The organism is Membranihabitans marinus, assembly GCF_021729155.1.
GTDB classification, from domain to species: domain Bacteria; phylum Bacteroidota; class Bacteroidia; order Chitinophagales; family Saprospiraceae; genus Membranihabitans; species Membranihabitans marinus.
Genome location: NZ_JAJQYA010000018.1, coordinates 58,673 through 75,786, shown reverse-complemented (window position 1 = coordinate 75,786; position 17,114 = coordinate 58,673). Strand labels below are relative to the sequence as shown.

13 protein-coding genes and 1 tRNA gene are annotated in these 17,114 nt (G+C 35.0%); 1 reads left to right on the top strand and 13 read right to left on the bottom strand.

Annotation, left to right across the window (positions count from 1 at the left end; genetic code table 11):
• Positions 1-124: 124 nt before the first annotated feature.
• The 10 genes from LVD51_RS12400 to LVD51_RS12355 all read right to left on the bottom strand — a co-directional run bounded on the left by LVD51_RS12400 (position 125) and on the right by LVD51_RS12355 (position 12,626).
• Positions 125-1,099: an NAD(P)-dependent alcohol dehydrogenase gene (locus tag LVD51_RS12400; RefSeq protein ID WP_236971696.1), complete on the bottom strand. Its 975-nt coding sequence runs from the start codon at positions 1,097-1,099 to the stop codon at positions 125-127.
• A 1,022-nt stretch (positions 1,100-2,121) separates the two neighbouring features.
• A complete protein-coding gene (locus LVD51_RS12395) occupies positions 2,122-2,652 on the bottom strand; it encodes a DUF4468 domain-containing protein (protein WP_236971695.1) in 531 nt (176 codons plus the stop codon).
• 275 nt (positions 2,653-2,927) lie between these two features.
• Positions 2,928-3,545 (bottom strand): hypothetical protein, encoded by a 618-nt coding sequence (locus tag LVD51_RS12390; RefSeq protein ID WP_236971694.1) that lies wholly within the window; start codon positions 3,543-3,545, stop codon positions 2,928-2,930.
• Between the two features lie 1,002 nt (positions 3,546-4,547).
• Positions 4,548-5,375: a metallophosphoesterase gene (locus LVD51_RS12385; RefSeq protein WP_236971693.1), complete on the bottom strand. Its 828-nt coding sequence runs from the start codon at positions 5,373-5,375 to the stop codon at positions 4,548-4,550.
• A 503-nt stretch (positions 5,376-5,878) separates the two neighbouring features.
• Positions 5,879-6,766: a TlpA family protein disulfide reductase gene (locus LVD51_RS12380; RefSeq protein WP_236971692.1), complete on the bottom strand. Its 888-nt coding sequence runs from the start codon at positions 6,764-6,766 to the stop codon at positions 5,879-5,881.
• Between the two features lie 281 nt (positions 6,767-7,047).
• On the bottom strand, positions 7,048-7,674 hold the full coding sequence (locus LVD51_RS12375; RefSeq protein WP_236971691.1) for a Pr6Pr family membrane protein: 627 nt from the start codon (positions 7,672-7,674) through the stop codon (positions 7,048-7,050).
• Between the two features lie 457 nt (positions 7,675-8,131).
• Entirely contained in the window at positions 8,132-8,770 is a 639-nt protein-coding gene (locus LVD51_RS12370; RefSeq protein ID WP_236971690.1) for a hypothetical protein, read from the bottom strand.
• A 209-nt stretch (positions 8,771-8,979) separates the two neighbouring features.
• The gene (locus tag LVD51_RS12365; RefSeq protein WP_236971689.1) at positions 8,980-9,714 is read right to left on the bottom strand and encodes a hypothetical protein; all 735 of its coding nucleotides are present in this window, start codon (positions 9,712-9,714) and stop codon (positions 8,980-8,982) included.
• A 943-nt stretch (positions 9,715-10,657) separates the two neighbouring features.
• The gene (gene dapA / locus LVD51_RS12360) at positions 10,658-11,554 is read right to left on the bottom strand and encodes a 4-hydroxy-tetrahydrodipicolinate synthase (RefSeq protein ID WP_236971688.1); all 897 of its coding nucleotides are present in this window, start codon (positions 11,552-11,554) and stop codon (positions 10,658-10,660) included.
• A 91-nt stretch (positions 11,555-11,645) separates the two neighbouring features.
• On the bottom strand, positions 11,646-12,626 hold the full coding sequence (locus tag LVD51_RS12355) for an acetyl-CoA carboxylase carboxyltransferase subunit alpha (RefSeq protein WP_236971687.1): 981 nt from the start codon (positions 12,624-12,626) through the stop codon (positions 11,646-11,648).
• Between the two features lie 209 nt (positions 12,627-12,835).
• Between LVD51_RS12355 and LVD51_RS12350 the strand changes: the two genes are divergently transcribed.
• Positions 12,836-12,912, top strand: a tRNA-Asp gene (locus LVD51_RS12350).
• A 291-nt stretch (positions 12,913-13,203) separates the two neighbouring features.
• Here the strand turns inward: LVD51_RS12350 and LVD51_RS12345 are convergent.
• From LVD51_RS12345 to LVD51_RS12335, 3 genes are all read right to left on the bottom strand, one after another.
• Positions 13,204-13,575, bottom strand: a complete 372-nt coding sequence (locus LVD51_RS12345) for an iron chaperone (protein WP_236971686.1) — start codon at positions 13,573-13,575, stop codon at positions 13,204-13,206.
• Positions 13,576-14,480: 905 nt separating this feature from the next.
• A complete protein-coding gene (locus tag LVD51_RS12340) occupies positions 14,481-15,671 on the bottom strand; it encodes a hypothetical protein (protein WP_236971685.1) in 1,191 nt (396 codons plus the stop codon).
• Between the two features lie 11 nt (positions 15,672-15,682).
• The gene (locus LVD51_RS12335) at positions 15,683-16,873 is read right to left on the bottom strand and encodes a hypothetical protein (RefSeq protein ID WP_236971684.1); all 1,191 of its coding nucleotides are present in this window, start codon (positions 16,871-16,873) and stop codon (positions 15,683-15,685) included.
• Positions 16,874-17,114: the final 241 nt, after the last annotated feature.

Genomic DNA, 17,114 nt, shown 5'->3' with positions numbered 1-17,114 from the left:
ATAATTTGGGACAACAACTATGTCGCTATCATTTTCGGCCCCCTGCTATTCATCAATATAAATAATATCGAATATAAAATAACATTAGGATATGTTTTCTGTATAAGTGATCAGACATCAATATTCAATTGGCGATCCGAACCACAATTTTCCCACTGTGCTTACCTTCTCCAAAATATTGGATCAATCCCGGAATATCTTCGAAACTATAGGGCCCATCGATATTCGCTGTAAATTTATTTTCTATAAATACCTCACTGAGATAGGCCAAATCCTTATTGGCCTTTAAACTGAGAATGTGTAATTTTTTCGAAGACAACAAAGAAATTATTTTACTTAACAATGATAAGCTAATCAACTTGGATAACCGACCTCCGATGGTTACATATCGGCCATTGGGCTTTAATGCTCTAAGGTAGGCAAAGGGAGATTTACCAGTCTTACAATCTAGAATCAAATCGTATTTAATCCCTGCTTTAGTGAAATTATTAGTTTGATAATCAATGACATGGTCATAGCCTAGAGAAGTCATCATAGCCAGTTTATGTCCGATATCCACTCCAGTCACCTCACAATCATAGAGTTTGGCTATTTGTAGACCGAGACTACCAACTCCACCTCCTCCTCCATTGATCAAGACATTTTGGCCTTTGCCCATTTTGCCAATGTCTACCAAAGCCTGAAAAGCCAAAGTAAGGGCATGAGGAAGTGCTGTGGCTTCTTCAAAGCTCAAACCATCAGGCATGGAGGTCACACTTTTTTCATTTACACAGATATACTCGGCAAAAGTACCGAATCCTGTTTCCGATATATCTCCAAATACAGCATCCCCCACCTTAAAATGTTTCACGCTTGGTCCAATGCCTTCTACCACACCGGAGAACTCCATGCCAGAAATATTTTGTTTGGGTCGAATAAGACCAAACATGAGTCGATAGATTAGAGGTTTCCCTCGAACTTGGCTCCAATCGTAGTCATTGATGGATGTCGCATAAACCTTAACTAATATTTGATTTTCAAGGGGATTCGGCCTATCTAGCTCTTTGACTTTAAGCACTTTTTCTGGCTTTCCATAGCGTTCAAAATAAATGGCTTTCATAATTTATGTTAGTAGTGTTTCAATGGCAAGACGTATAAATTAGGAATTCTAACTCTTTGAATAATTAATACAACCTTTAAAATAAATTAATCCATTTAAAATTTCTTCTTAAACCTTCTCTTTTCTACAAAACCTACTCTAAAACAGATTAATGGATATTAAAATCAAATACTGCGACTATTTAACTATGGACATGGCATTTACTTGAAGCCTTGGACCAAATACATTCATAACCAACGGTTAAATAGATATCTTTAAAGTTTTTAGATCGTTTTTATTGATAATGCTTCAACCTACTTTTTGAGGTCTCATCTTGCCGATGATTATTATAGTTACCCAGGATCACTTTGATTGACTATTGGCTCGTGAAAGAAAGTTTGGCAAACTACCTCGGCGCAGTGGCCTCGATTCCTTCGTCCGATGGACAAAATATCCATCGATTGCTATCCACTACACTTAGTCACACCTTTTATGCAATTTGGTCAATGCAGTACATTGTTTCTGCTCGGAAAAACCACTAAAACAATCTCTACCTTTTTTCAATATTTTCACCTTAAAAGCTACATTGTCATCATTCCGAACAGAAGCTCTATCATTTGAATATTGGAGCCGGAACAAAGTCATCACGATGACCACCATTGGACCAATTTATCGTAATCACCTTTCTATCGGACAAGTCAACGATTAAACGATAGGTTGATTCTTTCCCTGTTTAGGGATTATATCGCTCTACGTCGGCACTATAATCACCATTGCTTTGGGCATAAATACCATTACTGAGAAAAAAAATAGGTAGCCTAACTTCTGTTCTAAACATGTCAATATATAAAGAGATTTTTGCTTGTATTAAAAAGATATAAACCTTTGCAAGAATTTGATTTAGTACAAAATAGTATAATTTACTAGTATTACGTTGAATCCTTTCTTGAAATGATATCAAACGATGTATCTCAGCCTCCACGATGAAGGACTACTAAAATAAATTCCCAAATTAAACATCATATATATTAGATCCATTTACTTTATAATGAATCCTTTTCCTGGATTAAATACCATTTTAATTCTTCAGTCATTGCATCCCAATACATGGACACCATAGATTGATTGGCGGTAGAATCATAGTACCTAACTGCCCTTGTCTCTTCCTTTTCCTGAACCAACTTGTAATAACCCACCGCTCGTTTTGGTAATTTATCAGGAATAACAACTTCATCACTAGAAATTGGGTAAAAAGAGGATCTAAATATCAATCTAACTTTGTCATCCTTTGCTAAAACCTCAACCGACATTCGAACATTAGTAATATCAAATGATTCTGAGTCCACCAAAAATTTTCCAACAATTACTCCAGCTTCTTTGTCATGATATTGAATGACATTGCCTAAATCATTAAAGAGCCTAGTCATCCACCGAATAGTATTGACCATTAAATGTTCTTGTGGATAATCTTCGATTTCAATTATTCTTTCATCATTATATTCTATCTGGTTTCTAAGCTGGGGTGTACATCCAATTGTAAATGACACCATTAAAACATATAAAAGTTTCTTCATTGGGGTTGAAATATTAATTAAAAAAATGATTATTACTTTTATTTGAAATTATAATAGATTAATTTCTTTAAGTCCAATAACCTGTTGTCGGTGCTCAACTCATCTATCCGCAAGAAAACCAATATCTATGATTTAGATCCTACTTACAGGTAAGATGGAGATAGGAAAGGAATATTGTAAGGCGAAGAATAATAAGTCCAGAAGAAAGAATCTAATTTCCTTTTAGACTATCCTATAATACAACTTCCGATGCCATCCTCAAATATTCAATATTTTTACTGGGGAAAATTCATTCCAAAATTTAGTACAAAACTAGATTCTCCATCCGAAAATCCTATAGCTGGCGCTATATAAAATTTATCGATAACCAAAGCCCCTCCTACTGAGAAACCTAGAGCACTACCACTTATATTTGCAAAATCATCAATATTTACTGTACTTCTTACCCAAGTAAACCCAACAATAGGTATAATTTTTAAATTATATGAGGTTTCTACTACATGGGAAATATCACAATGAACACTAATGATATTCACTGTTAAATCATCAATATCCTTATAAGTACTATGTAGAAAACTTCCTCCCAAACCTACATTCAAAGGAATATCTTTTTCTCCTTGTTTGACGACTAAATAATTAATGAATGGTCCTACGAAAGTTGAACTCGATCCGAAGTCGTTGGAATCTGAAATTCCCAAGCCCAAGCCCATTGATAGTTTGCCATTCAGGGTATAACTAGGCTCCACTCCAAAGAGTGTAGTTCCATTATTGGAACTTATATTGGCCCCCATAGTAAATCCATTTTGACCTAAATCGTAAAAATATCCTTGACTATAGACTTGAGTCAAACTCAACATTACAAAACATAAAAACAACCACTTTTTCTTCATCATAAAAATTTAATGCAGTAAAACAATTAGTAATCAATTGATTACATATAACCCAACAAGAATGTCATCTTAAAACAAAAAACTATGTATATCTGCCCCATCTAACTCTAAGAACTATTTAGCCCGATGACACATATTCAACCTTTGCATTCAATAAATGAAATATACAGATAATTTTTCAATATATTTTCACAACAATATAATTACACATCATATCATCTCACAATAAAACTTAATATCATAATACGAGACAATACCAAACATAAAAAACACAGATATATAGAAATATATTAATTGCCGACAAATCGAATATTTTTATAGGGAGAATTATGTTATAGGAATAAAGAAATAGATTTCAATTTATATAGATCAAGGTTTATAAATTGGATTGCAAAAAAGAGATGATGACGACAAAACACATTTTAGTATTTATTACACCGTAGAAAAGCAATGCCTTGAGTCTCAAATAAAGTTTAATGGAGACGCGTGGCATTGCATCTCTACGTTAAGGCGTGACTACAACGTGATTCGACAGCATTTCATCTTTTGATATTATGTCGTCCCTGTAGGACTTAGCCTTAAATAACATTCATGTCATAGGGTGGTACCCTATGCTATTAGACTACGTCCTTTCAGGACTTTTTTAAGCTCGAATGGCATGATCTCATCAAAATTCGATAGATTTTAGGCCACTGGCTCTGGCTTGGTATTAATAAAAATTCAAGACATTCATTTTTGTGCTATAGCGAGATAGCACACTAAATAAGTATGGAATCTAGCCGAGGCGTGGGTGTGACTGAGTAAAGTTGCCAGAATGGCAACCAAATGCCGTAAATCGGCATTTGACGATGGAACCGATGCCACTGTGCCGAGGTATGACTGAGCTTATCAATTTGCCCTGTCTAGATCACAGATACATATCGGCAGAATAATGATAAAGATTTATTGGGCAATGGTCACAGTCTATACCCTCATCTCATAAAGGGCTGGTAGGTGGAGCGAAATTCACTGGCTTTCCATTTCACTCACGATGGTGGAATCCAATGGAACAAAATGATGCTGAAGGGTATCAGTCGACACCTTCCATACTCTATATCCCATGGGTAAACCGTCAAAATTTTTACTCGTAGTCTCCCCTCCTACTAATTGAATATTGTTGTACTGATTAATCGTCCTTTTATGGGTATGGCCTGACAGATAGGCAACTACATTGTTTTCTTCAAACAATTGAAACAATTCCTCCCTTTTAGCCAATGGAATATTGAAATAGTGCTCTTCTTCGTCAGGAGATATTGTATATAATGGATAGTGGCCGATTACAAAAGAGGATTGGTTGTCGGCATTGTGGTTTTGAAGGGTTTCCTTCACCCATCGATCGTGGTTTTCCGATTCACTGCCGACATCTGCTTTCCACAATTGCGTATTGGTCACCACAAATGAATAACCTTTGTTTTGAAATTTGTAATAATCCTCCCCTATAGTTTCTCTATAATAGCTGAGCGAAGTATCATTGGGATGATTGCCCACGTCATGATTGCCCGGTGCAGGATAACAGGGGATGTTAAAACCGGCCATAATTCTTTTGAAATCTGCAACCGACGTATCATCGGCCGTATTCACTAAATCGCCACAAATTATGACAAAATCTGGATTCAATTCATTGATTTGATTCACCGCCCATTCAAAGTTTTTGACATCGTGTTCGTAGCCCCCCATCCCCAATTGCGTGTCACACATTTGCACAAAAGTGAAATCATTATTTTCTTTTTCAGTACAAGAAAATGCCAATATCAAATAGGCCGCAATAATAAAATGATTAATACTCAAAGTCATGGTAGCAAGTTATAAATACCTTTTAAGATATTGATATTAAATTTTGATAAAAAAATCGTCGTAAAAAGGAAGAATAATGAAATTGACGTAATCTGTAACATGGTTTATTAATGGATTATTAAAATTGGTTGACTACAACATACCCTATTCTACCGTAGTGGATTAAGTATAATAAAACAGACAGTATATAGAGACAAAAAGCAACTTAAAAAAATGCAGTTAAGATTATGCATAATTCAAATACCATTATACAACCACTTGTGAACACGATAAGATTTATATTTCCTAAAATTTAGGCCAAAAAAGTCAGGAAGCATTAATTTTATTTTTTTTAATCAATCATTCTTTCTCTTCTTATTTTATTCAAATTATGGAGATATTGATTTAATTTATAATCAATTACGTGTTTTAGTAAAAAAATAACAGATAGAATATTCCAAAGAAATATTCGCAAGTCGGCAGTGAAATAAGCGATCATTTATTCACCGTGATAGCAATAGTGCTTATTTATTATTATTCATTTCCGTCAGATGTTGGTCAATTTCTTGCCATACAAATTCATTTCCACCTTCTTTGTAAAATGTTATGGTTTTAGCGCTATCGATTACAATATTTTTAGGATATGAGTTACCAAAGAGTATTCTGTCCTCTTTAGAAATAAATGTAATGTCATATTGGAATTCATTATTTTCTAGAAACTTAGAAACTTTATCTTTAGAGTCATCGGTAATTGAAACAAACTTTACGTTTTTACCTGAATATTTATCGACTAATTTATTCAATCCAGGGATTTCTTTTCTACAAGGTGCACACCAAACTGCCCACCAATTTATAACAATAGTTTGTCCATTGATGTCATTCAAATTCAATTTGTCTCCCTTAATATCGGTAAGTTCAATTGAAGGCAAAGTTTTTCCTTTAACAAGAGGTTGGTCGATTCTCAAAACAGTCAATGAATCTGTTAATGTTGATTGGTTGATCCAAGAATAGGTGATTCTATTTTCTAAATTTACTAACTCTTTAATCCTTAATGATACTCTGTTTGTAGAATTATTAAATTCAATATCGATATCATTTTCTTTTTGATTTACAGAATTTTGTTTAAAATCAATCGTACTAAATTGTTTTAATTGATTATTCGAAACCAATGCAATCCAATTTCCAAATTGTTCGCCTTGCTTAAGAACTCCAATATAAATATCGATTGAATCATTATTGGATTTCAAAATTGAATGACTTTGAATTTTGAACGGCAAATTTTTCTCAATTGGTCCTAATATTTCGGGAAACCCTTGTTGAAATTCCGCTGTTTTATATAAGTTCTTTTGTTTTTGTTGACACCCCGACAAAATGGTAGAAATGAATATCAAAACAAATAGATTTTTTAGCATTTTGCAAGGTTTTAATTATTAATATCGGTTTGTAAAAGAATAGAAATAGATTAAATGTACGATAATTTGATCCAGTTCTTTGCTAATTCTACTGTTATCATTTTCATTTAGCCGTTCAATAAAAAATTGGAGGTATTTTGAAAATGCCCCCCTTTGGGTTGAGCGATTAACTTTTTATATTTTTATATAGTGTTGTCGCCGGCATCACTACGAAATAGCCAAATAGCTCATTTTTCGTCACAAAACATAGGCCTGAGGTTCTCTTCTCATCAAAACTTCTACTATTTGGTAGATCTATTCTTGATTATAATTTTTCCACCCCAGGACAAAGTGGCCAATAAAACCAGTGCCAGCACAAAAATAATAGCGATGTTCCCCAGAGCCTTTTCAAATCCAATTTCATCGATGTTTAAAAATGGATAGGGATAAAATCCAGACAGACTGCCTCTTGCGATTACAAATACTAGATAAATCAGTGGATAGAGTAACCAATTCAATACCTTTTTTAGTGGCAAATCCTGTTTCTCGACATTAAATATCCAGTATCCAAGCATGTACAATGGAATGACAGTATGCAACAATTCATCTACCACGTATTGAAGTCCCGTTGGTTCCCAGATACTCCTCAAAACTATCTGATATACCGATCCTACAATGAGTATGAATGCAGTGAGTGCGGTAATGCTTCCTTTGGTCAAGAGTACTTTGAAGGGAGGCCTTGTAATGTTGAAGGCAGATACGGTAAAAAACAATGCCACTAAAATATTGGTCTGAATGGTGAAGAAACCAAAGAAACGCAAAATGGTTTCCAACATCTCGGCTTGCCTGTTTTGAACCATTACAACAAACTGTGCCAGAATGGCAAACCATGCGATACAAAGCCCCAATATTTCAAATTTATGCTTCATTTTTTTGGTATTTTTCGAATGTTTGAGGTGATGGCAATAGATTGCTTTAAACTTCTAAAATAGTAAATACAAGTGGAAGTAATGGGAAGAATTTTGGGGAGATGGAAAAGTTTAAATATCGTGATCAGTTTGCAATCTTTATTTCCAATCCGTTCAGTCTCATTTCTCTCCGGTAGAGCTTACTATTTTCAATATCTATAACCTATTTATAGTATGGGTCACCAACAATGATAGTAAGAAAAGCCACAGCGTGGCGATATGTTAATAGAAAAAGAAGATGAATAGTTTCAAGCTCCATAAAAGCGACATGTTATTCAACAGCCAACCTATAATTATAGAATAATATAAACTTTGAATGACAAGAAAAAAGTCCTCAATGGACAATGAAAAATAACATAGGGAAAAAACCAATTTTGAAATAGCCCACGGAATTAAATAATGATAAATTCTAAAAATCTCACTCTTTATCTTCAGAATACTCCTTTAGTATTTTATAATCATTTTTATTTAAATGAAATAGTTGAATCTTCTTGGGATAATCCGCCCTATAAATTCTCACCTTCTGTATAAAGGAAGCATACTTCCCTTTGGCCCATGGAGTCAACCCTAATCTTTCTAGTTTATTGACTTCACAATAGTTTAATATTCCTTCTATAGAAGCACGGCTAAGTTCAATGGTTTTGTGAATACTTTCGAAGAAGAAACGCTGATCTCTTGAAATGCAGGATACCCCCAACACGTCAAGATCGTCATAGTGATTCCAGATGCTGTCGTGATGAACAGATACTTTAATTTTCGATGGGATGGAAATTTCTCGAATCGTTGACGTTCTGGTCATTTGAAAAACCTGGGCCCGATCTATGAACCGTCTATAATCTGAAAAGGTATTGGGAGCTAGATAAGCTTCATGATCGTTCAATATTTCCACTTTATCATAAGGTAGATTCATACTCACCCTATATTGTCCTCCATAGTATGATTTACTCATAATATGAAGATACTGGTCTTTTAATAAAGGCATTACATAGCCCAGAAAAAAATCTGAATTAATGGCATAACTACCACCTCCTTCATTTAGACCTTCATTCAACGACACAAAGCAATCAATTTCTACTCCATTATTCTTTAAATATTGTATTGATCTCAGACAATCCATTCCAATTCAGGTGACTTTTCCTTTATTAAAAACAGGACTAGAATAAACACTTCTATTCCCGAAGCAATTGTCAATTAAAATTACCCTGTCGTAATCGAGCTGTTGATAGGCTGGCTTAGGAGGGCCTGATGCAAAGTAAACCAATGTTTTCATGCGGCTAATAAATCATTAACAGTGACACCATCCCAATCTTTCTGAATCGGCTGGGCTAAATAATTGGCTAAATTTTTAACAAAGTTTCCCAGCTGATCTACTGATAGGTCGATAATGGAGATTCTTGCAAATTGCCTTCCCTTGCTGACCATGTAATACTTACCTATCTTACCTTCTTTTTCACGATAATTGATATCTTCCGGAAATTCATGGTAAATATCTTGATAACTCGATTCTCGAGTATAGATTGTTCTACGTACTTGTTCCTCCGTAAACTCTTTAAGCCGATTATTTCTGGTATCAGGTGAATTAATAAATCTAAACACCTCTATTGTATTTGATTTGTTTTTTAGGGTCGTAAATCCTGTGGATGGAAAATCACTATCTATATCAATGTTGGTTGGATGACTCAGACCATTTCTTATTCGCTGAATAAAATTCTGTGAGGTGAGCTCCTCATTAAATGTATTTTCAACCCAACAATTTTCGTCAATTCCCCAATTTGCTTCCGAAATTGTCTTCGAAAAAATGGAATTCTTACGATCTCCACGTGTCATTATGCGAACATATTCATGGCAATGGGTCATAAGCGTTTGAAGTACAGATATATTGAGAGTTGCTTCAAACTTCTCCTCATCCACATTTACTTTTTCATAATGAGTAACAATTTTCCCTAGTCTATAGGCCATATCGGCATAAATTTGATTTCTGATATCCCTATAATATTCCATGTTTGCATATTTTTATACTTGGTTCGTTCACCTTTTATCTACATCCTTCACCAATAAAGTAATATTTCAACAAACAATATACAAAATATATTTTTATATTGTAATAAATAAAATACACAGAATTTACCCAGCAGAAACCCCCTTAAACCCAAATACACCAAAAGAAAACCATAAATTTAATCCTCAGATTAAATGAATTTCACATAAAAGATATTTGATCCCCAAAGCGATCAATCAATATTTTTGACTTCCTCCACTGTGACTATAGAATAAGTTGAGAATAATGAAAATGTATAAGCTATCAACCTTTGTTTTCCACTCTGATTATTCAAATATCTCTCCAGTGGATCTTTTTATTTACAATAGCTATAACCTTTTTATATTATTGAGTCACCAACAATGATAGTTAAAAAACCCACGGGGTGGGGATATATTAATATCAATAAAAGACGACCAGTTTTAAGCTTCATAGGAGGGCCAAATAAGCCAACAGCCAACTCTTATTTTAGCAAACTATCACAATTTCCGAAAAGGCATAATTCAATTGATTAAGATATTTTCCTCCTACGAGCGTCGTGATTACATCAGAATCCAAAAATCGGACTCTAGTGATAGAAGTTATGCCCACTACGGCATGACGATATTTCATAGAACCGATAGCAAAAATAATTGGTCGAACATTATATATTAAAATCTTGATAGATATAATCAGTCCATATAATATCTAAACCAACACGTCAGTTTTCAAAAATTCTAGTCATGCCACAGAGCATGACTTCTCTTATCCGATGGACGTTTAGTTCATCGGGTTGCACTTTGTGCAACTTCATTCGTTCACCTCCCTTTCGTGGGTGGGTGAGCTTATCATTTATAAATACATTTCGTAGTAATAACAAAAAGAAATGATAGCTTCAGTTCCGCAAGTACGACTATTTGCAAAAAATTATCCTTTCACCAAGTCCATTTCTCTTTTCAGAGAGGCATAGTTGGCTTCAGAAAGAGGAACCAAGGGCAGTCGAACATGACGCTCTTTAATGATACCTCTATATTGCAAGGCGGCTTTAATCCCACATGGATTGCCTTCGATGTACAACCATTGGTGCAAGTCTATAAGTTCAGCGTTAAATTTTCTAGCTTCAGCAAAATCGCCGTTAAGACAAGAACGAATCATCTTTGACCAAATATCTGGATAAACATTTGAAACAACCGATATCACCCCATCAGCACCGTAGGCCATAGAACCCAATACCGTAGGATCATCACCGGACAACACCAAAAAATCGTCTGGTCTATGCTTTAAGATAGAAGCTATTTGATCCGAATTACCAGAAGCTTCCTTGATACCGATAATGTTTTTACACTCCTTGGCAATGCGCAAAGTGGTTTCTGCACTGATATTGGAAGCAGTACGCCCAGGCACATTGTATATAATAATGGGCAGAGGACTTTGCTCGTCGAATACTTTATAGTGCTGAAAAATCCCTTCTTGCGATGGTTTGTTGTAGTATGGGCTAGCCGACAACAAGGCGGAAACGCCGTCCAAGGAATAGCCCGTCAGTCTCTCCAATACAATCTCCGTACTATTGCTACCAAATACACCAAATACAATAGGTACTCTCTCCGCCACCACTTCAACCGTAAAATCCAAAATAGCTTGACAGTCGGGACGGTTTAGAGTGACTGCCTCACCAGTGGTACCCAAACAAACCAGATAATCCACCCCTCCTTCTATATTAAATTCTATCAGACGCTTTAATGAGTCATAATCTATAGCTCCATCTTTGGTAAATGGAGTGACCAATGCTGTACCTGTACCTTTAAACTGCTGTATATCCACCATATAAATAGCTCTTCGCGCTTTCCTTTTGCATTATTAAAATGTAAAAATAGAAATACCTTTTTCAATCTTTACATTAAACCAAACAAAATTATCACTTTTTAGCAGATACGGCTTCTTTGGGATTTAAAAGATATTCCCCCATAGCACTGTACTTTTCAATCCTTTCGTTTAATAAAACACTGATTTCCTTTTCTTTAAGCTTAGCAGATTCTTCCAATATATGGGCTTTAAAAATAGCTGCCGTCTCTTTTGGAAAGGAATGAGCACCACCTAGGGGTTCTTTAACAATTCCATCAATCAAACCAAATGATGCCATGTGGTCAGAAGTCAATTTTAGGGCCTCAGCAGCTTGTTCTTTAAAATCCCAACTGCGCCAAAGTATTTGCGAACAGGATTCTGGAGAAATTACAGAATACCAAGTGTTTTCAAACATAAAGACTCGATCACCGATTCCCAATCCAATGGCTCCCCCACTGGCTCCTTCACCGATGATATAACACATAGTTTGGGTTTTCAATTTGGCCATTTCAAACATATTGCGAGCAATGGCTTCGGCCTGACCTCGTTCTTCGGCTTCAATACCAGGATTGGCTCCCATGGTATCGATCATACATATAACTGGGAAACCAAATTTCTCTGCCATTTTCATCAATCGCAATGATTTTCTATATCCTTCTGGATTGGCCATACCGAAATTTCGGTACTGACGCAATTTGGTATTGGTTCCTTTTTCATGGCCGATTAACACAAAAGTCTGACCATCTATTTTTCCCAATCCCCCCACGATGGCTTTATCGTCACTGAAATAGCGATCACCGTGAAGCTCTATAAATTCATCACATATTTCATTGATATAATATAGGGTATGGGGTCTGTTGGGGTGTCTGGACAACTGGACGCGCTGCCAGCCATTCAAATTTTGATATATATCTTTTTGTGTCTTTTTGATTTTGCGCTCCAGCTTTTTGACCATTGGATCCACATTGATGTCACCTTCTTTGCCTACTTCAATGATTTTATCCAATTGTTCGTAGAGACTTTCTAAGGGTTTTTCAAACTCTAAAAAAACCATAATTTGTCGATTTGTTCTATGCGAATTTACTAAAGGATTTTAGAGAAAACCTTGAATTGATATTTTTTTTTAAAATTAATGAAAATATCTTTTGAGAATTTAAAATAGTGTTATACATTTGCATTCGCTAAAACGGTAAGACGGTAACGACTTAAAGTTTAAAAATAATAGCATCAAGTTAAAAGCGACTTGTTTAAGATAAAAGTGTTGGTCCGGTAGTTCAGTTGGTTAGAATGCCTGCCTGTCACGCAGGAGGTCGCGGGTTCGAGTCCCGTCCGGACCGCCAACATATTTTGTTAACCCTTGTAGTTCAATGAATTGCAAGGGTTTTTTTGTAGTTTAAAGTGGAGAATTTGTATCCAATATGTCCTGTTCTCCTAGCCTATACAGAAATACCTGGCCTATTTGTTTTTCTATCCTTATAATTACCTGTGTTAATAAATGTCTCTAATCGCATTGTATATCGTGTTATAGTTTACAAAAAATAGTGACTTTTCACTCTACAACAAGGTAAATTATCGAACAAAAAAAGATTTAATTTATACGAATAATAACCTATTTCCTACCTTAATAATATTCAATTACCCCCTTGCAATACTAGTTCCAATCTGTATTTTATCATTCTCATAATAAGGTCTTTGGGTATCGGTTTATCCAATGGAAATTGAACAGAACCCTTCCCTCTTTTAAATTCACTTAATTCCGCGTCGAACTTTTCCATAGTCGTAGGATGTGGATAAAATCCTACGTGGTTTTTATAGCCAGCTATCATAATTTGCTGTTCTCTTTTTCCACCCACTACCAATGAATATGCAGGAATATTATAGTTCAACAATTCAGTCGCATCAGGTATAACTTCAAGAATACACTTTTTTAATTCGATCAGTGCTTTTTTCGCTTTTTCTGATTGAGCATTAAAATAATCGTCAACTGTTTTCGCTTTGTCCATTATTACATTATTTATTTTGAATTAAATTTGTGAATAACCAATGGCCAGCATAGCATCTCTATACATTTTGACCCATTTCTAATAACATTCGCGCCCTACCGGCACTGCTTATAGGTAGTTCTTGCCTTCCTTAGAACACCTATATATCCGAATCTCATTTTAAAATGGTCATTAGCAAGAAAGGAATCCTTCATTTCAGGACTCTTTGCCCATTTTTCAAATAAATAATAGTGCTTTCGTCATCTCTTTCTTATTGAATAAGATTCATGACCAAATAATAACAGCACCTGATTCACTTTATCCATTTGCAAGCTTCGTTTTCCATGTTCAGGATCTCTAATAAATCATAGTCCTACCTTAGCATTGAAGGATAGGTCTTCTTGCGTCAACCCAATAGACTTCCTTCTTTATTAACAATTTGACTCAAATTCTTCACCTCACTTATACCTTTTGGGTATATATTTATGAATTCACATTAAAAATATACCATTACGGGTATAATTTAATAGTTATTTGACTGAAATATACCTGATCAGGTATAAAATAAATTATTATTTCTGCCATGTTAGAATACATCTAAAGTAAGAATAGGAGCAGTAATATACACTGAATAGAGAATGAATGTAGCTTTGTTTTCAATGCAACGGAATTTGGACAACGATTTAAATTAAAAATGAGGATCATGGGAACGCTTTTATAGGATTGTGGCATAAGCCTGCAAAATGATTGGGAAAACATGTATGCTAAGTGATTTTTAGAATGACAGTTAAACTTTTATATCACCTATCTCAGTAAAAATAGGCAGGTTCAAGGACAACGCTATTCACCTAATAATAAATGCCATTGTAGTGCCCCATAGAAGTCGAGCATATTATAAGTATTTAATCGATTTTGAGTTATAGTTTTTACATTTGATAATACTCAGGCTTAAACTTGATGAGGATAATGACGTCGTTGTCATTGTAGGAAAAGTCGGAAAAATCGTTAATCAAGTGGGGCTCAAGTATTTCCTTGTTGGCGTCGAGAAAAGGCTTAAAATTAAAGGCAGGACTATGGGTGGCTATATATCCGTCTTTGCTGTAATGGATTATCTTGCCTCGATCTATATAATTATCTTTGACCAGGCCATGCCAATTGATTCGGATAGCTTGAGAACTGCCATTTCTCAAATTCTTCTTAAAAACATAGTTGGTTTTCCAACCTCTCATTATTAAACCATAAACCATGTTTTTTACCTTTTGCAAGGCAAAAACATCAATAATAATATCATTATCAGAGTAATAGGATTTAATGGGCATACCAGCTTTATTAAAGGTTAATTGATCTACTTGAATCATACCTTGACTAAATTTAAGTCGGTCGACTTCTTCGATCTGAGAGGTATTCATACTATAAACAATGTATTGAAAGTCGTATGCGGTAGAATGATATATGGTGTTATTACCAGTATATAAGAATTGACCGCCGCTAAAAAAAATTCTTTCATATTCAGGAATTTCTGTAACGGCTTTTTGAATCACCTTTTGTTGACGCTTCGAGTAAAGAAAAAAATCATAAAATTCATCATCATCTATTAATCCTTTAGGTTTTTTATTACAATAGGTATAGAGCACTATATCTTCATTCAAAGGAATGTAAAGTGAAGCTTTATTTATAGGAGGAAATTGTTCAACGAGATGGCCGTGATGGTTTAGGTGGTAGGTTTGGTTTCGCACGCGATCCGTGATATAAAGGCCATTGTTATCGGCGTGAAATAAAGTAGTGTAAAAAATACCTTCTTTGAGTACATTGTGGGCGGAAAAACGTCGAATAAAGTTGCCTTGATAATCGAAGTATTCATATTGTCCATGATCGCCATAATCAATGCCGTTTTGCCCGCAGACAATGAAGGAGTCGAGAAAAAAGGCGTGTTTAATTGCTGAGAAAAGGGACTCTTCTTGGGAAGGATGACCGAGTCGGAGAAATTGAATGTCCTCCACAAGGTCAAAGATGGATACTTCTTCTTCTGGTATAATAATGACCTGATCCACCTTAGATTGACAAGAAGTCAAACAGTAAAGGCAGTAAAGGATGGCTAGATGGAAGAAAGATCTCATAGCTTACATTTTTACATTTGATAGTACTCTGGCTTAAACTTGATGAGGATGATGACGTCGTTGTCATCGTAAGAGAAGTCGGAAAAATCGTTGATCAAATAGGGCTTCAACATTTCTTCATTGGCATCGAGAAAAGGTTTGAAGTCAATAGCAGGACTAAAGATCGCTAGATAACCATCTTCACTGTAATTGATCACGTTACTACGGTAAATATTGTTGTCTTTGACCATGTCATGCCAGTTGATTCGTGTAGCTTGAGATTGCCCCGTACGCATATTTTTCTTAAATAAGTAGTTGGATTTTACACCTTGATTGATGATTCCATATAGGTGATTATTGTCTCGTTGAATAGCAAAGACGTCGAATATGACATTATTGTCAGAGTAATAGGAAAGATTAATAAAACCGTTTTGATTATGAGTTATTTGGTTCTCGTCAATCATGTTTTTTGAAAAAACTAGTCGATCGATTTCTGAACATCCATTTTTATTTATTTCATAAATAATATAGTTAGGGTCATGTATCGTACTGTGATATATTGTATTATTTTTTGAAAAATTAAATTGAATATCCCCAAAAGAATATCTTAAATACTCTGGAATATCCCTTACTCCCTTATTAATAATTTCACCTTGTTTTTGAGAATATAGAAAAAAATCGTAGTATTCATTTCCGTCTAACACATTTTCAGGCATTGCTCGATTATACGAATAGAGTACTAAATCTTCATCAATTGGAATATATATAGAGGCCCGATTGATGGGGGCGAATTGATCAATGAGTTGACCATGATGATTGAGGTGGTAAGTTTGATTGCGGACCTTATCAGTCATGTATAACCCATCGTTATTGGCCTGAAATAACGATGTATAAAAGAATCCTTCGTTAAGCACATTGTGGGCAGAGAAGCGACGGATAAAGCGACCTTGATAATCGAAGTATTCATATTGACCATGGTCGTTATAATCAATGCCGTTTTGCCCACAGACAATAAAAGAGTCCAAAAAGAAAGCGTTCTGAATACGGGAGAACAGGGATTCTTCTTGGGAAGGATGGCCCAATCGGAGGAATTGAATGTCTTCAACAAGGTCGAAAATAGAAACTTCCTCTTCTGGTATAACAATGACTTGATCCTCATTAGACTGACAAGAGATAAGCCATGACAAACTGCACAGGATGGCTAGATGGAATAATGACGGCATAAACAACATTTGTTTTGGATTTAATAATAGAAAATAATTGGTTGGGCACTACTGCCAACTTATTTTCACTTATTAGTCCTTTTGGGGCCTCATTTCAAGGTATTAAATACAACAATAATTTTGAACACTATTCTAGTATCACAAATCACGAAACGTCATGTTTCACACTATTGTATCCTACACTATGGTAGCATAATCGATACTGAGAGGGGTTGTATAAATAGAAAACTATAGTATAAAC